The following is a 21,626-nucleotide window of genomic DNA, read 5'->3' as shown; positions in this document are numbered from 1 at the left end:
TTTCAGGTGTTTGGCATGAGATTGATGGGTGGTCATTTTCATCCCCCGATTATATCTCATGAAAAGGAGGGGTAAAACCACCAGAACGCTTGCCTGCGAAGCCAAAACCATCAATCATCGAGATTATTGCATATATAAGTGTATAATGACTGGGACATGACCACGAAGAATTGGAAAATAAAAGCTGAGATCATCCTCTTCACGCTGATCAGGATGGTACTTAGCATAAATACCCGCATGGTATACCCCTTTCTGCCGGTTTTCGCCCGGGGTATGAGCGTTGACCCGGCTGCCCTGGTGATGGCCTTATCCGTACGCGCTTTTTTAGGCGTCCTGGGACCTTTTTTTGCCTCAATAGCCGACACCCACGACCGGAAAACAGGCATTCTCCTGGGAATGGGCCTGTTCACGGTCGGCAGCGGGATGCTTGGCATCTGGCCAACCTTCTGGTCTTTCATCCTGGGTACCAGCCTGGCCCTTTTAGGCACCGGCGTTTTTATTCCTTCGGTTAACGCGTATCTCGCGGATCGCATCCCCTACGAGAAGCGCGGCCGAGTCATCGCCATCCTGGAATTGAATTGGGCGCTATCGTTTATCATCGGCATCCCCATTGTGCAGTTCTTAATCGAAAACTACAACTGGGTGGCACCGTTTTTTGTTTTCACCGCCATCGGCATATTATGCTTAATCGTTTTCTTTGTGATCCTGCCCGCACAGCGCGTTTCTAAAACTGATGAAAATAAAATTGTGAAGAATTTGGTGCGCATCGCACGCTCCTGGCCTGCTGTGGCAGGCTTGCTGGTGGGCATACTGATTTCGGGTGCGAATGAAACGGTCAACCTGATCTTCGGATTGTGGATCGAAGACCAGTTTGGCATAAATTTCGCAGCTTTGACGGCTGCCTCGGTGGTGATCGGGTTTTCGGAACTGGGGGGCGGGGTGATAACGAGCCTGTTTCTCGATACCATTGGTAAGCGCCGCATGATCTGGTTTTCTATCGGCGTTAACACCCTGGCTGCGGTGTTGCTGCCCCTGATGCAAGGCAACCTTAGCTGGGCTATGGCGGGTTTGGGTCTGTTTTTTATCTCCTTTGAGATCAGCCTGGTGAGCTCCCTGACATTGATGAGCGAGGTGGTGCCGGAGGCGCGGGCGACGATGATAGCAGCGACGTTGGGCGGATTCTCCCTGGGGCGCTTGTTGGGGAGCCTGATTGCGCCTGGATTGTTTGCAATCAGCTTTTGGGCGGTCTGCCTGGCAGCGGCGTTCTTAAACCTGTGTGCTGCTGGATTCTTAAGCCAGGTGCGGGTAGAGCCTCCCTCGCCGGCGATGACGGCTTAAGGCACACCTTGTACCCTCAGCATGCCACGAAAGCCCCGCAAGGAATGATAATAATCTGCCCCATTGTGATTCACAAAGACATGCGCACAACGACAAATTCCCGCAGGACATAATTTTAAAAAAATGCTGAGTCGCAGAAACTGCTTGAGGTGGAAGAGCAATTAAAAAAACGTTCTCATGTTAGGGAGAACGTTTTTTGTGATCTTTGTTTGAAAAAGAGATTAACGCGGACTGCCCACCACCGGCCTGAACTTGTACCCGTACACCAGGATGCCGCGCTCGTCGCCATCGGAACGCAGCCTGCGGGTGACCATCTCCACCGGCATACCGATCTTAACATCCTCATCGCCCAGGTCGGTCAACTGCGCAGTGACGATGGGACCTTCATCCAGTTTGACCAGCGCAACGGTATAGGGCGCCTGCGCTTCAAAGCCGGCTGGCACCGTGCTCATGCGGGTGAAGGAATACACCTCCCCCTTGCCACTGAACACGTAGGGAGTTTTGGCTTCGCCGTTGCATTCCGGGCACACATCCCGCGGCGGGAAGATCTTTGCCTGACAATGGGGGCAAACCTCACCCACCAGGGCATAGCGTTGTTTTCTTAATCTCCAGTGGCGTGGAACTTCCATGACAATCTCTCCTGGTAACCCATAAATCAGCTCTTTGGCTGGTTTATTCTAATTTTCTGACTCATAGTGTACTGAATTGAAACTCTCATTAACTATCAAATTCCCCATTATCCCGACCTTCGCCCCTGTTTCAGGCGTAATATCAATCAACTTCCGGGTTTGCACACCAGGGCTTTGCTTCCAGAGCACATTTTCAGGCGCAAAGGGGTAATATGATGATATGATTTGAAATTGGCTCACCGTTGATACCATCAGGAGGTATGGGTCGATGACGATTTATTTGCTGGATAAGACCTTAGAAATCAGCATCTTTTATGAATGTGCAGACCACGACCTGGAAGATAATGTCTGCGTTTCAATCATCGAACGCTGCCCACCGGAAGAGAAGATTTTTCGCTCCGGCACAACCCACCTTTATCTGACAGCAGACCAGGCGCAACATCTGGGTGAAGCCCTGCTGGAGGCTGCTCGGAAAAGCCATGCTGAATCCAGCCATTTGGATTCCTGAAACGCAGGTCACCATCTCGTCCACGCAAATTTAAGACCTTCTTGCCGTGACAATTTCCCCTGGATTTACCCTGTGCTTTCTTTTACACGACGATGATGTGCTCATGTTGCATCGTCGCTATCCGCCCAACCAGGGGTTGTGGAATGGCGTGGGCGGTCACATCGAGCCGGGCGAATCCCCCCGCCAGGCGATGATCCGCGAGATAGCCGAGGAGACCGGCTACCAGATCGACCACCCGCAATTTGCTGGTCTGCTGAGCTGGGAGGGGTACGAGGTTCCCCCGGGCGCACTTGCCATTTTCACCGCACGGGTTCCGCATAAAAATTTCATCAACAACCACGAGGGTGAGCTCGCATGGAAACCCCGAGATTGGGTGTGCACTTCGCCAGAAGTGGTGGACAATATTCTCGTGTTCTTGCCGCTGGTTTTTGCCGATGAGCCTCCGCGACATTATCACTTCATCTACCAGGATGGTAAGCGGATTGAAGATATCATTACTCCGTTGCCCGAGGGATTTAACCCTGATCTACCCATCCCCTTCGATTCAGAACGATGGGAAGAGCAACGCGGTGATTACCTGCTCAGTTTTGACAAAGAACGCTTGCAACTTGACCGTATTGAAGACTTCATCGCTCGGCAGTCTTATTGGGCAAAAAACCGTCCCCTGGAAGTGATTAAAACCTCGATCCAGCATTCTGTGTGTTTGGGCATCTATCACCATGGGCGGCAGGTGGGCTTTGCCCGCATGGTGACCGATCAATCCACCTTTGCCTGGTTGGCCGATGTTTTCGTTGATAAAGCGCATCGTAATCAGGGATTGGGTAAATGGTTGCTGGAAGCGTCCATCCGGTTTGTTGATCAACGAAAAATCAGGCGCATGGTGTTAATCACCAAAGACGCACAATCGTTATATGAAACCTATGGAGACTTTACCCCTGTTGATGATTCCAATACCTGGCTTCAACGGGTTCGATTGTATTGGGAACAGGAATAAAAATATCGCTAAGGAGATCTGCCATGATTTTCATCAGAGGTGATTATCAGATCAATACTGACAAGGATAAATTACAAATTGAGGTTATTCATCGTTACTTGACGGAATCAGCCTACTGGGCTACCGGTCGCACACTTGAAATGACCAAGAAAACAATTGAACATTCTCTGTGTTTTGGTGTTTACCATCGTAAGCAACAAGTCGGCTTTTCTCGAATCGTCACCGACTATACGATTTTCGCCTATTTATGTGATGCATTCGTCCTGCCGGAATACCAGGGGCAGGGGCTGGGCAAGTGGCTGACAGAAGCCATGCTGCAAGTACTGGATCATGAAGGTGTAAACTGGTCCATGTTAGCCACCCGTGATGCCCATGAACTTTACGAGATCTATGGCGGTTACAAAAAGCTTTATTTACCACAAAATTGGATGGGACGGGTCCATCCCGATCTTTTGCGCAGCCCACAGAAAAAGTTTTCCGTACCCGGAGAACAGTAGCATCTCAACAGGCGCATCTTCAGGATTGGCTACGGGTTGAAAGGCGGTTTGCCGTATGCTTGATTGTCTTTATCCCATTCAACGATGGGGTTTGTGAACATCTCCCAATCGATGCATTGATTAGGGGTCCATATATCGGTTGTTTGCCATGTGCACTTCACAGGTATTGCCGTCATTTGGCTATAAGAAGTCCCTGCCACGATTCCATTCATTTAATAACTGGTATTTCACCCACTGTCAAGTATAATAATTGAATAAGGTTTCAATAACATAGCAACCGGGGGAAAGAAACCTCCGGTATGCGTTGTATTGAAGAAAAGCAGAACCCGAATTGTGGATAGGAAGTCAAATTTGAAGACTGTTATTGCCGGCGCAATTGGCGAATGCGTTCATGTAGCAGGCGTAATCAACTTCTTAAGACTGGCTGAACAAGCCGGCTGGCGAACGGTGTTTTTAGGACCAGCGAACTCCACCGAAGCCATCATTGAAGCTGCCAGGCGGGAAAAGGCAGATCTGGTAGGGGTTTCCTATCGGCTTACCCCGGAAACCGGAGAGCGTTTGTTAGGTGAATTTGCTGAAGCAGCCGATGAACTCCGCGAGCAAGGCGTTCGCTTTGCCTTTGGTGGAACGCCACCCGTTGCCTGTCGAGCTGCATCCTTGGGTTTCTTTGAAACCGTATTTGACGGAAACGAGTCCTCCGATACGGTTTTGGCTTATCTACGGGGTCAATCGCCCGACGCTGCCAGTGAGGTGAACTTTCCGCAAACCGCGGTTGAGCGCATCTTGTGGAAGAAACCCTTCCCCATCTTACGCCATCATTATGGGCAGCCGAGCATGGGGGCAACACTGGAGGGCATCCGCAGGATTGCCGATGCCAGAGCACTGGATGTCATCTCTTTGGGCATCGACCAGGATGCACAGGCGAACTTCTTTCATCCTGAGCGTCAAAATCCCCGCCAGAAGGGCGCGGGCGGCGTCCCGGTGCGTTCTGCGCAGGATTACCGGGCGCTTTACGAAGCCAGCCGCAGAGGAAACTATCCCTTACTGCGCACGTATTCCGGTACAGACGATTTTATCCGGCTGGCTGAAATGTATCGTGAGACCATTAATATCGCCTGGTGTGCCATTCCCATCTTCTGGTTTAACCAAATGGATGGGCGCGGTCCCTGGGGGTTGGCTGAAAGCATCCGCGAACACCAGCTTGTGATGCGCTGGTACGGTGAGAATAACATCCCGGTGGAATTGAATGAGCCCCATCACTGGGGAATGCGCGATGCCCCCGATGTGATCTTTGTGGTTTCGGCTTTTCTTTCCGCTTACAATGCCAAGGCTTTTGGCGTACGCGATTATATCGCCCAGATGATGTTCAACAGCCCGCCGGGCACCTCGGATGCGATGGACCTGGCCAAAATGCTGGCGATTAAGGCGCTGATCGAACCCCTGGAGGATGAAAACTTCCGCATCTGGCGCCAGACCCGTACCGGTCTGTTGAGCTACCCGCTTGAGGAGAATGCTGCCAGGGCGCACCTGGCTGCGAGCATCTACCTGCAAATGGCGCTCAAGCCGCACATCCTGCACATTGTCGGGCATACCGAAGCCCACCATGCAGCAACGGCGGAGGATATCATCGCCGCCAGCCAGATGGCGCGCAAGGTGATTGACAATGCCCTGGGCGGGCAGCCCGACCTGACAGGCGATCCATCCATCCAGGAACGGGTCAGCGAACTGATACGTGAAGCCCAACACACGCTTGAAGCGATTCGAGGTTTGGCGCCTGCAACCTGCACAGACCCATTACTTGACCCGCAAAACCTGGCAAAAGCTGTGCAAATTGGCATCCTGGATGCGCCCCACCTCAAGAACAACCCCTTTGCCCGGGGCATCATTCAGACTCGCATTGTAGGAGGCGCATGTTTGGCTACCGATTCGGCAGGTAACCCCTTATCAGAATCCAAGCGGATTCATCAATTATTACAGGAGATCACATGACCAGAAGAAAATTTACCGTAATTGGAGCGGGCAATGGGGGTAAAGCGATGGCTGCTCACCTGGCTTTGATGGGTCAGGAAGTGTCGTTGTTCAATCGGACCTATTCGCACATCGAGGTGATCGCCAAACGTGGGGGCATTGACCTGGAGAGCCCGCCTGGCGGCCCGATCGGGTTTGGAAAAATTAAGAAAGTCACCGACGATATCCAGGAAGCGCTCGAGGGCGCAGAGATCATCATGGTGGTGGTGCCTTCATCCGGGCATAGCGATATCGCCCGCATCGTCGCACCCCATTTACAGGACGGACAGATCATCATCCTGCACCCGGGGCGCACTTGTGGCGCTATCGAATTTAAAGCGGTGCTGAACCGGGAAAAGTGTGCGGCAAATTACCTCCTGGCGGAAGCGGAGACTTTTATCTATGCCAGCCGTTCTGAAGGCCCCAGCCAGGCGCGCATTTTCCGCATCAAGGAAGCTGTGCCCCTGGCAGCCCTACCAGCCATCGATACACCCACGGTGCTGGCTGCGATCGAGCATGTTTACCCGCAATTCATCGACGGGGTCAATGTTCTGCAAACCGGCCTAAACAATATGGGGGCTGTGTTTCACCCGGCGTTGGCGATCCTCAATGCCGGCAGAATTGAATCGACCCATGGCGACTTCCAGTTTTATGTGGATGGCGTTACGCCTTCTGTTGCCAAAGTGCTCGCAACGATTGACCGCGAGCGTGTGACGATTGCGTCTGCCCTGGGCATCCGAGCCCGCACGGCTATGGAGTGGCTATCGCTGGCGTACAATGTGCACGGTGAGACCCTGTACGAAGCCATTCACAACCAAACCGGTTATTACGGGATCAACGCGCCCAGCACCCTGATTCACCGTTATATTACTGAGGACGTGCCGATGAGCCTGGTGCCGATTGCCGCCCTGGGCGAACGTTACGGCGTATCGGTCAATGGCATCAACGCCATCATCCGCCTGGGATGCATTCTGCACAGCACCGATTACTGGCGCAAGGGGCGCACCCTCGACAAACTGGGTATCAAAGACCTGAGCGTGAGCGAGCTGACCCTCTATGTGAACGAAGGCGAAGTGGCAATTTAGCTGACCGTTGCAATCTCCCCCTTTCCCTCGGGAGGGGGAAAAGCCGGGGATGGGTTCAGAGCTGATGGCGGAAGACGAGGCTGAGCGATTCTATCATAGCTCATCGCTGATTGAGATTGGAGCTAATACGGTTCTCCATTTGCTGCTGACCCATTCTGCTTTCCTGATACCTGCTTCCTAATTCCTAATTCCTAAATCCTAATTCCTAATTCCTAATTCCTGCTTCCTGATTCTAAATTCCCACTCACCATCATCACCCCTGAGGACTCAGATCTTCCATGCTATTTCCCTCAATCCCATTTGCAATTAAATACTTTGGTGTTATAATCTCCCGATAACAATTCAATAGCCCCATGCGGCACTCTTATCCAGAGAGGTGAAGGGACCGGCCCGATGAAACCTCGGCAACCAGAAAGCAACGCTTTTATGGTGCCAATTCCGGCAGAGCGATAATCTGGAAGATGAGAGGGAAGCCTTAGAATAAATGACGCCCCTCTCGCACCAGCCAGGAGGGGCGCTATCATTTTATGAGACTTGGAGGTTCTCACGATGACATTAACTTTTATGAATTTACCAAAATATCTGTTCACCTCAGAATCGGTGACTGAGGGTCATCCGGACAAAATGTGTGACCAGATCAGCGATGCTGTGCTGGATGAGCTCATCCGCCAGGATCCCTTCTCACGGGTTGCCTGTGAGTGCGCCACCAAAACGGGCTTTGTGATCGCCATGGGCGAGATTACCACCAAAGGCTTTGCCGATTTTGACAAATTGGTGCGTGAAGTGGTGATCGGGGTCGGCTACGATCGGGCAAAAAAGGGGTTTGACGGCTCTACCTGCGGCGTGATGGTAGCGCTGGCAAACCAATCGCCGGATATTGCCCAGGGCGTGAACCAGGCTAAGGAAGCCAAAGAAGGTGAAATGGACGACGATGACGCCATCGAAGCGCTGGGCGCTGGCGACCAGGGCATGATGTTTGGCTATGCCTGCAATGAAACCGATGTGCTCATGCCCATGCCGATCTACTATGCCCACAAGCTCACCCGCCGCCTGGCAGAGGCGCGCCGCGCTAACGTCCTTGATTTCCTCTGGCCGGATGGAAAAAGCCAGGTGACCGTGGAATATGAATACGGAAAGCCCAAACGCATCCATACCGTGGTGGTCAGCACCCAGCACACCCCGGATGTAACCATTGAACACATCAAGGAAGGCGTTATCGAAGAAATTATCAAACCGGTGCTGCCTGCCGAACTGGTCGATGATGACCTGATTGTGCATGTCAACCCAACCGGGCGCTTTGTTTTCGGCGGGCCCATGGCGGATGCGGGTGTAACCGGGCGGAAAATCATCGTAGACACCTACGGGGGGATGGGTCGTCATGGTGGCGGCGCTTTCAGCGGCAAGGACCCGACAAAGGTGGACCGCTCTGCCTCTTACGCCGCCCGCTGGGTGGCAAAAAATGTGGTTGCCGCCGGCTTGGCCGACCGTTGCGAAGTGCAGGTCGCCTATGCGATTGGCGTGGCGCGTCCGCTTTCGATCAACGTGGAAACCTTCGGTACCGGTAAAATTGAAGATGCCCGCATTGCTGACTTGATTACGGCGCACTTTGACCTGCGTCCCGGCGCCATCATTCGCGATCTGGATCTGCGCCGCCCGATTTACCAGCAACTGGCATCCTACGGTCATTTTGGCCGCGATGATCTGGATCTCACCTGGGAGAAAACGGATAAAGCTGACCTGCTGCGCGACGCCGCCGGGCTGTAAGCCGGGATCCGCAATTTGAAACCGGGGGGAGAATAGCGAATCAGCGTTGTCACCCTGTGTCTCACATCGATTGTGTGAGATCCAGGGTGATTTTTTTAATCGCTGCGCTTCAGGGATGATGGTGAATGGTGAGTGGTGAATGGTGAGTGGTGAATGGTGAGTGGTGAATGGTGAGTGGGTGTAGATTAGACCGGGGGAGAAAGACGGAAGACCGGGGACGGAGGACCGAAGGGGGATAATCCCATCGTAGGGGCGGACTTTCGCGAAGCACTCTCCGAGCCATGTCCGCCCAGGGCAACCACAGAGGGTTGCCCCTACATGTGACCGGGGAGACACGGTTCAATACCCTTGGAAGACACAGGGAGTGCTACGCGAAGGGTTGCCCCTACGGGTGACCGGCAAATTAATCCGGTGGTTAACCCTGTTTTGAACCACAAAGAGCACGAAGGAAAAGCATAACCTCTGATTCCTACTTCCTGGTTCCCAATTCCTGTTTCCAATTCACCAATCACTATTCACCATTCTCCATCCATACATCGCATGCCCCATGTTATAATTTAATCACCATCTGACACACGGGGCAGAACAATCATGAACGAAGCAATAGCTCGGATCAAAATCAACCGGATGCTGGAAAAGGCTGGCTGGCGTTTTTTTGACACGCCCGAAGGCAGCGCTAATATCATCCTCGAGGGCAAAACCTCGCTTAAAAAAGCTGACATCGATAACCTGGGTGAAAATTTTGAAAAACTCAAAACCGGTTATGTGGACTTCCTCCTGCTGGATGAGGACGGCTTCCCCTTCATTGTTTTGGAAGCCAAGCGCGAAGAAAAATCCCCCTTAGACGGCAAAGAGCAGGCGCGTAAATATGCCCGTTCCCAAAATGTGCGCTTCATCATCCTTTCCAACGGCAACCTGCACTATTTTTGGGACTTGGAGCGCGGCAACCCCGAGGTGATTACTGAATTTCCTCGCCTGGAGTCCGTCAAACACCGCACCCAGTTCAAACCGAACCCCAAAGCCCTGGCGCGCGAGCCCGTTAACGAGGATTATGTAGCCCAATCGCAATTGCCCGGCTTTACCAACGACCCCCGCTGGCTGAACCCTGATCAACGCCCACAATTCATCACTGACCTGGGCTTGCGCATCCTGCGCAAGTACCAGCTGGCAGCAATTCACGCCCTGCAAAAAAGCGCCAGCGAAGGGAACGACCGCTTCCTGTTTGAGATGGCAACCGGTACCGGTAAAACCCTGGTCGCCGCCGCGGTGATCAAGCTTTTTTTGCGCACCGGCAACGCCCGTCGCATCCTGTTCCTGGTCGATCGCATTGAATTGGAAAATCAAGCCTACAAAAACTTTGACCTGTTGCTGAAAAAGGATTACCAGACCGTCATTTACAAAGAAAACCGGCAGGACTGGCGCAAAGCAGAGATCGTGGTTAGCACCGTGCAATCGCTTGAATTTGACAATAAATACATGCGCCTGTTCTCGCCCACCGACTTCGACCTGATCATCTCCGATGAAGCCCACCGCTCGATCAACGGCAACAGCCGGGCGGTGTTTGAGTATTTTGTCGGTTTTAAACTCGGTTTGACCGCCACGCCCAAGGACTATATCAAGAACATCGACCCGGATGCCCTCAGCCAGCGTGACCCGCGCACCTGGGAGCGCCGCCAGTTACTGGATACCTATAAAACCTTTGGCTGTGAACAGGGCGAACCCACCTATCGCTACTCCCTGGTGGATGGTGTCCGCGATGGATACCTGGTCAACCCCGTGGTGGTGGATGCCCGCACCGAGATCACCACTCAACTGCTTTCCGAACAGGGCTACGCCGTCACGGTGGTCAACGAGGAAGGCGAAGAACAGGAACTGGTTTTTTTCCAGCGCCAATTTGAACGCACCTTCTTTTCGGAACTGACCAACCTGGAGTTGTGCCAGACCTTTTTGGCGAATGCCCAGCGCGACCCCTTCAGCGAGGAGATCGGCAAGTCGATCATCTTTTGTGTCAGCCAGGAGCACGCCTCCCGGGTGACGCAGCTTTTGAACGAGCTGGCGCATAAATATTTCCCGGGCAAATATAATTCTGACTTTGCCGTGCAGATCACTTCGAATATCCCCGGTGCGCAGGAGTACAGCATCAGCTTTGCCAACAACAACCTCAACGGACGCACCCGCTTTTTAGATGGTTATAAATCCAGCAAAACCCGCGTCTGCGTTACCGTGGGCATGATGACCACCGGTTATGACTGCCAGGACATCCTCAACCTGGCGATGATGCGCCCGATCTTCTCGCCCACGGATTTTATCCAGATTAAAGGGCGCGGCACCCGCCGCTGGACTTTTAAACGTCAGTACAGGAGCGCCAACCGGCCGGAAGAAGAGCGGGTAGAAAAAGAGAACTTTAAACTCTTCGACTTTTTTGGCAACTGTGAATATTTTGAAGAAAAATTCAACTACGACGAAGTCATCAAACTGCCCCAGGTAAGCGCCAGAGTTTCAGATAACGGAGAGGTGACCTATACCGTACCGGAAGGCGCTGAAGTTTTTATCCCCGACCCTCTAAAGTCCCTGGAAGAGAAGGTCATCGGTTTGGACGGCATGAAGATCGACCGCAAACTCTTTGAGCGCTTCTCTCGGCCCATCCTGGATGACCCCGAGCTGGTGCAGGCCGTGTTGGATAGACAGTGGGAGCATGCCGTGCACCTGCTGCGCGAGAATTATGCCAACAAACCCGAGGATTATGTCACCATTGAAAAGCTGATCCGGTCGGAGGGGCTGGACCGCCGGTTGACCTGGAAGGAGGTGCTCATGCGCATCTTCGGCTTGATCGACCGCTTTAAAACCCGCGATGAACTCCTGGATGAAGAATTCCAGAAATTCGTCGCCATCCATAAGCCCGAGCCTGAAAATATCGTGCGGATTCGCAACTATATGCACGCTTACCTGACCGATGCCGAGGTGCGCAGGATCATCGACGCGGGTAATTACGCAGAACTGGCCAGCAACCCAAAACTTTCCTTAAACGACCTGCTGGCGCTGGATCAATGGCTCCGGCTGGTGCCGGCTTACATCAAGGAATACATCTCCATCAACACGTATTTGCCCTAAAGGGGCGCAAGGAAATCCCATGCTCAACGCTGAAACCAAACGCCGTATCGACAACGCCCGCGACATCCTGGTTGGCAAGGTGCCCGACCCCAAAACCCAGGTGGAACAGATCACCTTTGCCATGATCTACAAGTTCATGGACGATATGGACCAGATCTCAGTGAAGTTAGGCGGCAAGGCTTCTTTTTTCAACAATGGCTACGAGGGCTTTGCCTGGTCGAAACTGATGGATAAAAAGCTCTCTGGCAGCCAACGGCTGGACCTGTACGTGCGAGCGCTGGAGGGCATGGCAAACAACCCCCATATCCCCCAGCTGTTCCGCGATGTGTTCAAGGGCGCCTTTCTGCCCTACCGCGACAGCGAAACCCTGAACCTGTTCCTGAAGGAGATGAACGGCTTTACCTACGACCATAGCGAAGACCTGGGCGACGCCTACGAATACCTGCTTTCTATCTTCGCCACCCAGGGCAAAGCCGGGCAATTTCGCACGCCGCGCCACATCATCGACTTCATCGTTGACTGCGTGGATCCCGACATGCACGACAGCGTGCTCGACCCGGCCTGCGGCACCGCCGGCTTTCTGATCTCGGCTTACAAGCATATTACCGAAAAACACCGCGATGACCCGCTGACCCCCGACCAGAAACAGCGCCTGACGGAAAACTTCGTCGGCTACGACATCTCGCCCGATATGGTGCGCCTGTCGCTGGTGAACATGTATTTGCACCAGTTCCCCAACCCCACCATCCACGAATACGATGCCCTCACCACCGAAGACCGCTGGGATGAGACCTTCGATGTGATTTTAGCCAACCCGCCCTTCATGACGCCCAAGGGCGGCATCCGCCCGCACAAACGCTTTGCCGTGCGAGCCAACCGCTCGGAGGTGCTGTTTGTGGATTACATTGCCGAGCATCTGAACGTGGGCGGCCGGGCGGGGGTGATCGTGCCGGAGGGGATTATCTTTCAATCGAGCAATGCCTATAAAGCCCTGCGCAAAATGCTGGTGGAGGAGAACTACCTCTACGCAGTGGTCTCGCTGCCGGCGGGGGTGTTCAATCCCTACAGCGGGGTGAAGACCAGCATTTTGCTGCTGGATAAAGACCTGGCGCGCCGGGCGGAGCGTGTTTTGTTTGTCAGGGTGGAACAGGACGGCTTCGACCTGGGCGCCCAGCGGCGGGAAATTGAGCAGAACGACCTGCCCGAAGCGCTGGCAGCGGTCAAAGCCTTCCAGGCTGACCTGGCAATGGAACCAGAAAACAGCGCGCGGGCGTGGGCGGTTGAAAAGGCGCGCCTGGGCGAGGACGGCGATTATAACTTGAGCGGTGAACGCTACCGCCAAGTTGTATTGGTGAGCCAAAAATGGCCAATGGTAAAGCTTAAAGAATGTTGTAAGTTTATTAGAGGTGTAACTTATTCAAAAAAAAATGAGGTTGAAGAAAAAGGAAATATTATCCTTCGAGCTAATAATATTGATATAACGAAAAACAGCCTTGATCTTTCAGATTTAAAGATGATTGACAAGAGTATTAAACTTGGTGATGACTTATTACTAAAAGAAAATGACATTTTCATTTGTTCAGCAAGCGGTAGTAAAGAACATATTGGTAAAGTAGCATTTATTAATGAGGATCTACCTTATTATTTTGGGGGATTCATGGCAGTTATTCGCTGCAATGAAAAAGTCAATCCAAAATATGTTTTCGAATTATTAAAATCTCCAATATTCAGAACCCATTTAAATCATAGTATTTTGGCTGTAAATATTAGGAATCTAAAGTCCTCAATGGTTTATGATTTTTCAATTCCTTTCCCTCCGCTGGAAGTCCAGCAGGAGATCGTGGATGAGATCGAGGGCTACCAGAAGGTCATCGACGGGGCGCGCCAGGTGGTCGAAAACTACAAGCCCGTCATCCCCATCGACCCGGACTGGCCGCTGGTCAAGTTGGGGGAGGTGTGTGAAACAACATCAGGAGGTACACCATTAAGATCAATTACCGAATACTATGAAGGTGGTACTATTCCTTGGTTAAGAAGTGGTGAAGTTAATCGGGGATATATTGAAGAATCCGAGCTGTTCATAACAGAAATGGGATTGAATAATTCATCAGCAAAAATATTTCCTATCAATACGGTACTAGTAGCCATGTACGGTGCTACAGCAGGTCAAGTGGGGTTATTAAAATTCGAGTCTTCAACAAATCAGGCAATATGTGGAATATTACCAAACGATCAGTATATTCCCGAATTCTTATATTATTTTCTATTATCAAAAACTGAATACTTTGTGGAAATTAGTGGCGGAGGAGCGCAACCAAATATTTCTCAGAGGATAATAAAAGAGCTGTTGATACCAAAGCCTAATATTTCTGATCAAGAGAAAATCGTAGAAGCCCTTGAAAGTGAACGTTCAGTCATAGAATTAAATAAAACACTAATCGAGCGCTTTGAAACCAAAATCGCTGCCCGCATCCAGTCCGTGTGGGGGGCGGGGTAAATTGCTTTTTGCAAGATGATAAACGTGATGCACAGGTTTCTCATAAGACAAAACGTTGCAACCATATTATTTCTACAATAATTTCATTATCTAATCAAACTTTGTCATAAAATAATGTCAACCTCGTTTATTGTTATTTATGCTGTTGTCGTAATGCAACTTGAATCTAATTAAAGAATAGAAAAATCATCATGTCCAGTGAGATTAAATCTATGATTAAGAAAAAATAATTAGTAAGTTGAAGACCTTCCCATTGAATCATAATGATTTTTGGTGCAATACTTTCATTATGGGCTTAATGGTTATTTATAAATAAATCTTGCAGTAAAGATCTCTTGTTACTGGACACTGCACCATCAAAATTAAGTGTAACTACGCATTGCTCCGCTTGATAATCATTGAAGGTAAATATGGTTTCCAGCTGAGGAAAAAGACTTGAATTGGGAGTTAATTATGATATCGAGTGATAAAGAAAATTTAATTTGGGAAGTATTGCAAGTAAGAACCCAACAATCATTAAAATGGGCACTTCAACTGCAAAATCAATTACGTGATATTCAGAAACAAGTTAGTGATATTTGTATTTATAGACCTATAAAAGCATACAAAATGATAAAAACATTATCATTTGAAGTAGGCAAGCTTGAAAAAGAAATAACGAATGTCGTCGAAGAACTTCAAAAAATAATAATGCTTGCACCTGACAACAATATGGGTAATATCCTTTCATCCTGTTTGGATACCATAAGACTCGCCACAAAAATCACACATCTTCAAACCCAATGGGGCAGGGTCGAGAGTTCTATCCAACAAACAGGTGCTTTTTCGTTTGCAATATTTTCTTTATATATTTCATTAATTTCAACATTTGTTTCTCTTATACTTCCTATTTTAATGAAATGATTTATATTTGAAAGCACGGCTCGTTTTTGTATATGGTTATAAATTTATCAAGCAAAGCAGATTGCAGCACAGCATTCCGGAAGAAAATGACCTTGTTCAACCCATTGAGACTGCTTCCTTTCTGAATAGTTTCATCTCCATCGTCGCCCAGGGGCGCATCCCCCCTTTCGGTGAGGGTATCAATGGTGAAATCCACCTTAACCCAACCGGGGAGTTGGTGGTGCAGATGTGTGAGGAAATGTCAAATGATATTACAGTCATGCCGAATATTTTCATGGGGGTTATTGAGTTGCACATTGGCAATGCACCCTAAATCGATAATCACACCGACTGTAGGGGTAGGTCTCTGGACCTGCCCTGGGCGGACACGGCTCAATACCCTTGCAGGGCACGGGGAGTGCTTCGCGAAGGTCCGCCCGTACATGTGACCGGGGAGACACGACTCGATACCCTTGGAAGACACAGGGAGTGCTACGCGAAGGGTTGCCCCTACGGGTGACCGGCAAATTAAACGCACTTCGAATGATGCATCAAACAGGGGTCACGGGTAGTAAACCTTAGGTCATCGCGTGTTCGCGCCGGAGAACTGCGTGACAATGTCTGTCATCACAAGCTGCGACTGCGAAGCGCCACCAAGCGACACGAATTTGTCATCGCGAGCTTGCGAAGCGATCTCAAGTGCCGCACCCCTGAGATTGCTTCACTGCGTTCGCAATGACATTAATGATGAAATCCACCTTTACCCCTGTCATCGCGAGCTTGCGAAGCGATCTCAAGTGCCGCACTCCTGAGATTGCTTCACTGCGTTCGCAATGACAATACCTTCCTACTATCATCGCGAGCTCCCCACCCCTGTCATCGCGAGCTTGCGAAGCGATCTCCAACACCACGTTCCTGAGATTGCTTCACTGCGTTCGCAACGACATTAATGCTGAAATCCACCTCTACCCCTGTCATCGCGAGCTTGCGAAGCGATCTCAAGTGCCACACCCCTGAGATTGCTTCACTGCGTTCGCAATGACAATAATGGTGAAATCCACCCTTGCCCCTGTCATTGCGAGCTTGCGAAGCGATCTCCAACACCACGTTCCTAAGATTGCTTCACTGCGTTCGCAATGACAATAATGCTGAAATCCACCCTTGCCCCTGTCATCGCGAGCTTGCGAAGCGATCTCCAACACCACGTTCCTGAGATTGCTTCACTGCGTTCGCAATGACAATACCTTCCTACTGTCATCGCGAGCCCCCCACCCCTGTCATCGCGAGTTTACGAAGCGATCTCCAACTCCACACCCCCGAGATTGCTTCACTGCGTTCGCAATGACAATAATGCTGAAATCCACCTTTGCCCCTGTCATCGCGAGCTTGCGAAGCGATCTCCAACACCACGTTCCTGAGATTGCTTCACTGCGTTCGCAATGACAATACCTTCCTAACTGTCATCGCGAGCCCCACACCCCTGTCATCGCGAGTTTACGAAGCGATCTCCAACACCACGTTCCTGAGATTGCTTCACTGCGTTCGCAATGACAATAATGCTGAAATCCACCCTTGCCCCTGTCATCGCGAGCTTACGAAGCGATCTCATCTCTCACACCCCCGAGATTGCTTCACTTCGTTCGCAATGACAATACCTTCCTACTGTCATCGCGAGCCCCCCACCCCTGTCATCGCGAGCTTACGAAGCGATCTCATCTCTCACACCCCCGAGATTGCTTCACTTCGTTCGCAATGACAATACCTTCCTACTGTCATCGCGAGCCCCCCACTCCTGTCATCGCGAGTTTGCGAAGCGATCTCATCTCTCACACCCCCGAGATTGCTTCACTGCGTTCGCAATGACAATACCTTCCTACTGTCATCGCGAGCCCCCCACCCCTGTCATCGCGAGCTTACGAAGCGATCTCATCTCTCACATCCCCGAGATTGCTTCACTTCGTTCGCAATGACAATACCTTCCTACTGTCATCGCGAGCCCCCCACTCCTGTCATCGCGAGCTTGCGAAGCGATCTCATCTCTCACACCCCCGAGATTGCTTCACTGCGTTCGCAATGACAATACCTTCCTACTGTCATCGCGAGCCCCCCACCCCTGTCATCGCGAGCTTACGAAGCGATCTCAAGTGCTGCGCTCCTGAGATTGCTTCACTGCGTTCGCAATGACAATAATGGTGAAATCCACCCTTGCCCCTGTCATCGCGAGCTTACGAAGCGATCTCCAACACCACGTTCCTAAGATTGCTTCACTGCGTTCGCAATGACAATACCTTCCTAACTGTCATCGCGAGCCCCACACCCCTGTCATCGCGAGTTTACGAAGCGATCTCAAGTGCTGCGCTCCTGAGATTGCTTCACTGCGTTCGCAATGACATTAATGGCCAAATCCACCTCTACCCCGCCGGGGATTGATTGCAATCTGCGTAAAACCTAAGATAATTAGGCTGACCCTGCGCCACAGACAGGGATGTTCACCTTAAAACCGTCATGTTTTGGCGCATTTTACGTTATACAGGTTAGAAGAGGACGCTTTATGGATGTTCAAAGCCAGGCACCCCATATTTTTGATGAGGAAACTTTGATTGCTTTATACGATGATCACAGCGATTCAATCTATCGGTACGCCTTCCGCTCTTTAGGCGAAGCAAACCTGGCGGAAGATTGCGTCGCTGATGTGTTCACCCGCTTTTTGGAGCGGGTGGCCACGGGTAAGCCGCTGACCGGCAATATCAGGGCGTACCTTTACCGGGTTGCACACAACTGGGTTGTGGATCATTACCGCCAGGAAAAACCACAAGCCGACCTGGAAGCCCAGCCCCTGCCGGCGCACAATGCGAACCCAGAAAATCGCCTCTTTGAAAAGGAAAACCAGGCTCGCCTGCGTCAAGCGCTGCTGGCATTGCCGGAAGATCAGCGGTTGGTGATTGAGCTGCGGGTGATGGAAAAATGGCCCTACGAAGCGGTAGCCGATGTTTTGGGTAAATCGGTTGAAGCCAGCCGGGCTTTGCAATATCGCGCCCTTAAAAAATTACGAAAATCCTTTAGCCCACAATGGATGTGAACCATGCATAAAAAAAACAACGACCACCCGATGACCGATGCCGAGCTGGAAGGCTTGCTGGCTGAAATCGGCCAGGTGCCACAGCGCAATCCGGATAACGCCGACCGGACGAAAGCCCGGTATTTAATCGCTGCGGGAAGGTGCCTGCAAGCCATGACAACCGAACAAACAACAAAAACGAGACGAAAAAAGGAGTTCAAAGAAATGCAACCTTTCTTTAAAAAATTTTCACTGGCTTTTACACTGGCCGCTGTTTTACTGGTCTTCCTGCTGGGCGGGTTGGGAGTCACCGCGGTGGCGGCTTCGAGCGCGCTGCCCGGCGATCCATTGTACGGGGTTAAAACCGGGTGGGAGCGAACCCGACTTCAACTGACCCGGCAGGATTTCAAAAAGGTAGAGCTCAACCTGGCTTACGCCCAAAACCGACTGGATGAAATTGAAGCGTTAATCACGGCAGAACGCCTGGACGATTTAGAAGCCCCCGTGCAGGCTTATGAAACCTGCATCTTAGAAGCGCTGGCCGGGCTGGAAGGCATTCGCAGCAACAGCCTGGCAGCCGATTCCCAGTTGGGTCGTGCCATCAGGGCTTCCCTGGGGAAATACACCGCTGACCTGGAGACTCTCTCTAACCGTGTGCAGACCCAACGAAGGGAGCGGCTCGAAGAAGCGACCCTGTTTTCAAAATCAGCCGGCGCCTACCATGGGAAGATTGAATTTGTCGGCACGGTTGACGCAATCGACCCGAATCTGTGGGTCGTTTCCGGGCTTGAGGTGATCATCACCGCGTCAACGAAAGTTGAAATGGGGATTGATGTTGGTCAACAGGTGGAAGTGAAAGGTTGGGTGGACGCCCTGGGCAGCATTTACGCCCGGAAGATTGAACACGATGGCGATGGGCGGGCTTTCAACCTGAACGGGAAGGGCGAATTTTTGGGCATCGTCAACGAAATTCAACCCGATTACTGGGTGGTCAACGGAATTCGTTTCGAAGTCTCAGCCACGGCCAGGATCGAACCCGGCATCGAGGTGGGCGATTTCGTTGAGGTGGAATTTGTGCGCAATAACAGGGATGAATATATCTTGCGAGAGGTCGAATTCGCGTTAGATGATGACGAGTATTACGGCACCGTCGATGAAATTCACACCGAATACTGGGTGATTGACGGTCTGCGCTTCGAGCTTTTGCCGAAATCGAAGATTGAAAAGGGCATCAAAGTCGGCGACTTTGTCGAGGTAGAATTTGTGCGCAACGCATCTGGCGAAAACTATTTGCTGGAGGTTGAGTTTGCCGATAGCGAAATCATCGGCGTGGTTGAGGAAATCCACACCGATTACTGGATCGTCAACGGCATCCGTTTTGAAGTGCTGCCAAATTCGAAGATTGAAAAGGGCATCAAGGTCGGCGACTTTGTCGAGGTGGAATTTGGGCGCAACCAGGCTGGTGAGTACATCCTGCTGGAGGTTGAATTTGACGACAGCGAAATCTACGGCGTGGTTGACGAAATCCACACCGATTACTGGATCGTCAACGGCATCCGTTTTGAAGTGCGGCCAAATTCGAAGATTGAAGAGGGCATCAAAGTCGGCGACTTTGTTGAGGTGGAGTTTGGGCGCAATCAGGCTGGCGAATACATCCTGCTGGAGGTTGAACACGAAGATGATTACAACAGTTCTGATGCTGGCTACGGCTATGGCCATCACGGCGGCGATGGTGATGAAATGGTTGGCTTTGTGGACGAAATCCATTCCGATTATTGGGTGATTAATGGCATTCGCTTTAACCTCCTGCCGAAATCTGAAATCGAGCGGGGGATTAAGGTTGGTGACTTTGTCGAGGTTGAATTCTTCAAAAACTGTGCCGGGGAATACTTCTTGCTGGAGGTTGAACACGAAGATTGACCCCCGCCGTGCGAAAGATGCTGATTGAGCGTCCCTTGCCGGATTTCGTTTGATCAGCATCGTGGACGTAAGCGGCTGACCCGGTGTTAAACTAAAAACCCACTTTATAAGTGGGTTTTTTGATGCCGGTCAATTATTCCGGTGGTTAACCCTGTTTTGAACCACAAAAGGCACAAAGAACACGAAGTTTGCCTTCGTATAGTGAATAGTGAATGAGCATTGGGTAAACCGGGGGTGGAAGACCGAAGAGAGACACATCGCATCGTAGGGGCGGACTTTCGCGAAGCACTCTTTGAGCCGTGTCCGCCTAGGGCAACCTCGGAGGGTTGCCCCTACGGGTGACCGGGGTGGACACAGCTCGATACCCTTGTAGGGCACAGGAAGTGCTACGCGAAGGATTGCCTCTACGGATGACCGGCAAATTAAACTCACTGCGAATGATACATCAGGCAGGGGTCACTGGTAGAAAACCTTAGGTCACCGCGTGTTCACACCAGAGAACTACGTGACAATGTCTGTCATCGCAAGCTGCGACTGCGAAGCGCCACCAAACGAAGCGAATTTATCATCGCGAGCTTGCGAAGCGATCTCCAACCCCACACCCCTGAGATTGCTTCACTTCGTTCGCAATGACAATACCTTCCTACTGTCATCGCGAGCCCCACACCCCTGTCATCGCGAGCTTGCGAAGCGATCTCCAACCCCACACCCCTGAGATTGCTTCACTTCGTTCGCAATGACAATACCTTCCTACTATTATCGCGAGCCCCCCACCCCTGTCATCGCGAGCTTGCGAAGCGATCTCATCTCTCACACCCCCGAGATTGCTTCACTGCGTTCGCAATGACAATACCTTCCTACTGTCATCGCGAGCTTGCGAAGCGATCTCATCTTTCACACCCCTGAGATTGCTTCACTACGTTCGCAATGACAATAATGCTGAAATCCACCTTTACCCCTGTCATCGCGAGCCCCCCACCCCTGTCATCGCGAGCTTGCGAAGCGATCTCATCTCTCACACCCCCGAGATTGCTTCACTGCGTTCGCAATGACAATACCTTCCTACTATTATCGTGAGCCCCACACCCCTGTCATCGCGAGCTTGCGAAGCGATCTCATCTTTCACACCCCTGAGATTGCTTCACTACGTTCGCAATGACAATAATGCTGAAATCCACCTTTACCCCTGTCATCGCGAGTTTACGAAGCGATCTCAAGTGCTGCGCTCCTGAGATTGCTTCACTGCGTTCGCAATGACAATACCTTCCTACTATTATCGTGAGCCCCACACCCCTGTCATCGCGAGCTGGCGAAGCGATCTCAAGTGCTGCACCCC

15 protein-coding genes, 1 pseudogene and 1 riboswitch are annotated in these 21,626 nt (G+C 51.3%); of the genes and pseudogenes, 14 read left to right on the top strand and 2 right to left on the bottom strand.

Translation table 11 applies throughout. From position 1 onward, the window contains the following. The first annotated feature begins 156 nt into the window (after positions 1-156). Positions 157-1,338, top strand: coding sequence for an MFS transporter (locus CFX1CAM_RS10800; RefSeq protein ID WP_087863059.1), 1,182 nt, complete (start codon positions 157-159; stop codon positions 1,336-1,338). Here CFX1CAM_RS10800 and CFX1CAM_RS11780 read toward each other — a convergent pair. Both CFX1CAM_RS11780 and CFX1CAM_RS10795 read right to left on the bottom strand, forming a co-directional pair. Further along, the gene (locus CFX1CAM_RS11780) at positions 1,335-1,499 is read right to left on the bottom strand and encodes a DUF4256 domain-containing protein (protein ID WP_157891867.1); all 165 of its coding nucleotides are present in this window, start codon (positions 1,497-1,499) and stop codon (positions 1,335-1,337) included. The genes CFX1CAM_RS10800 and CFX1CAM_RS11780 overlap by 4 nt on opposite strands. Positions 1,500-1,559: 60 nt before the next feature. Next, positions 1,560-1,967 carry a Zn-ribbon domain-containing OB-fold protein gene (locus CFX1CAM_RS10795; RefSeq protein WP_087863057.1) on the bottom strand — a complete coding sequence of 136 codons (408 nt, stop codon included), beginning with the start codon at positions 1,965-1,967 and terminating at the stop codon, positions 1,560-1,562. A gap of 268 nt (positions 1,968-2,235) precedes the next feature. Between CFX1CAM_RS10795 and CFX1CAM_RS10790 the strand changes: the two genes are divergently transcribed. From CFX1CAM_RS10790 to CFX1CAM_RS10730, 13 genes and pseudogenes are all read left to right on the top strand, one after another. Then, the gene (locus CFX1CAM_RS10790) at positions 2,236-2,475 is read left to right on the top strand and encodes a hypothetical protein (RefSeq protein WP_087863055.1); all 240 of its coding nucleotides are present in this window, start codon (positions 2,236-2,238) and stop codon (positions 2,473-2,475) included. A 46-nt stretch (positions 2,476-2,521) separates the two neighbouring features. Further along, complete coding sequence (locus CFX1CAM_RS10785; protein ID WP_269457036.1) at positions 2,522-3,469, top strand: bifunctional NUDIX hydrolase family protein/GNAT family N-acetyltransferase; 948 nt, start codon at positions 2,522-2,524, stop codon at positions 3,467-3,469. A gap of 23 nt (positions 3,470-3,492) precedes the next feature. After that, the gene (locus tag CFX1CAM_RS10780) at positions 3,493-3,966 is read left to right on the top strand and encodes a GNAT family N-acetyltransferase (protein ID WP_087863052.1); all 474 of its coding nucleotides are present in this window, start codon (positions 3,493-3,495) and stop codon (positions 3,964-3,966) included. A gap of 351 nt (positions 3,967-4,317) precedes the next feature. Then, the gene (locus CFX1CAM_RS10775; protein ID WP_087863051.1) at positions 4,318-5,955 is read left to right on the top strand and encodes a cobalamin B12-binding domain-containing protein; all 1,638 of its coding nucleotides are present in this window, start codon (positions 4,318-4,320) and stop codon (positions 5,953-5,955) included. Next, positions 5,952-7,058 carry an NAD/NADP-dependent octopine/nopaline dehydrogenase family protein gene (locus CFX1CAM_RS10770; protein ID WP_087863049.1) on the top strand — a complete coding sequence of 369 codons (1,107 nt, stop codon included), beginning with the start codon at positions 5,952-5,954 and terminating at the stop codon, positions 7,056-7,058. The genes CFX1CAM_RS10775 and CFX1CAM_RS10770 overlap by 4 nt, the downstream gene beginning before the upstream one ends. 361 nt (positions 7,059-7,419) lie before the next feature. After that, positions 7,420-7,526, top strand: a riboswitch (SAM riboswitch). A gap of 96 nt (positions 7,527-7,622) precedes the next feature. Beyond that, complete coding sequence (metK, locus tag CFX1CAM_RS10765) at positions 7,623-8,822, top strand: methionine adenosyltransferase (protein WP_157891883.1); 1,200 nt, start codon at positions 7,623-7,625, stop codon at positions 8,820-8,822. A 591-nt stretch (positions 8,823-9,413) separates the two neighbouring features. Then, positions 9,414-9,776: pseudogene (locus CFX1CAM_RS11775) on the top strand (type I restriction endonuclease); the annotation flags it as partial. Then, on the top strand, positions 9,777-11,933 hold the full coding sequence (locus tag CFX1CAM_RS10760) for a DEAD/DEAH box helicase family protein (RefSeq protein ID WP_407923334.1): 2,157 nt from the start codon (positions 9,777-9,779) through the stop codon (positions 11,931-11,933). A gap of 19 nt (positions 11,934-11,952) precedes the next feature. Continuing rightward, positions 11,953-14,430: an N-6 DNA methylase gene (locus CFX1CAM_RS10755; RefSeq protein ID WP_087863044.1), complete on the top strand. Its 2,478-nt coding sequence runs from the start codon at positions 11,953-11,955 to the stop codon at positions 14,428-14,430. A gap of 453 nt (positions 14,431-14,883) precedes the next feature. Continuing rightward, entirely contained in the window at positions 14,884-15,333 is a 450-nt protein-coding gene (locus tag CFX1CAM_RS10750) for a hypothetical protein (protein WP_087863043.1), read from the top strand. Between the two features lie 7 nt (positions 15,334-15,340). Continuing rightward, positions 15,341-15,646, top strand: a complete 306-nt coding sequence (locus CFX1CAM_RS10745) for a hypothetical protein (RefSeq protein WP_087863042.1) — start codon at positions 15,341-15,343, stop codon at positions 15,644-15,646. Between the two features lie 2,217 nt (positions 15,647-17,863). Next, entirely contained in the window at positions 17,864-18,391 is a 528-nt protein-coding gene (locus CFX1CAM_RS10735) for an RNA polymerase sigma factor (protein ID WP_157891866.1), read from the top strand. Positions 18,392-18,394: 3 nt separating this feature from the next. Further along, positions 18,395-20,290: a DUF5666 domain-containing protein gene (locus CFX1CAM_RS10730; RefSeq protein ID WP_087863037.1), complete on the top strand. Its 1,896-nt coding sequence runs from the start codon at positions 18,395-18,397 to the stop codon at positions 20,288-20,290. Positions 20,291-21,626 lie beyond the last annotated feature (1,336 nt).

Source organism: Brevefilum fermentans (genome assembly GCF_900184705.1).
GTDB lineage: Bacteria > Chloroflexota > Anaerolineae > Anaerolineales > Anaerolineaceae > Brevifilum > Brevifilum fermentans.
This window is presented reverse-complemented; position numbering and strand designations above follow the sequence as displayed.

Coding starts and splice junctions, on each gene's coding strand:
- CFX1CAM_RS10800 (WP_087863059.1), top strand. CDS start 157: ATGACCACGAAGAATTGGAAAATAAAAGCTGAGATCATCCTCTTCACG.
- CFX1CAM_RS10795 (WP_087863057.1), bottom strand. CDS start 1,967: ATGGAAGTTCCACGCCACTGGAGATTAAGAAAACAACGCTATGCCCTG.
- CFX1CAM_RS10790 (WP_087863055.1), top strand. CDS start 2,236: ATGACGATTTATTTGCTGGATAAGACCTTAGAAATCAGCATCTTTTAT.
- CFX1CAM_RS10780 (WP_087863052.1), top strand. CDS start 3,493: ATGATTTTCATCAGAGGTGATTATCAGATCAATACTGACAAGGATAAA.
- CFX1CAM_RS10770 (WP_087863049.1), top strand. CDS start 5,952: ATGACCAGAAGAAAATTTACCGTAATTGGAGCGGGCAATGGGGGTAAA.
- metK (WP_157891883.1), top strand. CDS start 7,623: ATGAATTTACCAAAATATCTGTTCACCTCAGAATCGGTGACTGAGGGT.
- CFX1CAM_RS10755 (WP_087863044.1), top strand. CDS start 11,953: ATGCTCAACGCTGAAACCAAACGCCGTATCGACAACGCCCGCGACATC.
- CFX1CAM_RS10750 (WP_087863043.1), top strand. CDS start 14,884: ATGATATCGAGTGATAAAGAAAATTTAATTTGGGAAGTATTGCAAGTA.
- CFX1CAM_RS10735 (WP_157891866.1), top strand. CDS start 17,864: ATGGATGTTCAAAGCCAGGCACCCCATATTTTTGATGAGGAAACTTTG.
- CFX1CAM_RS10730 (WP_087863037.1), top strand. CDS start 18,395: ATGCATAAAAAAAACAACGACCACCCGATGACCGATGCCGAGCTGGAA.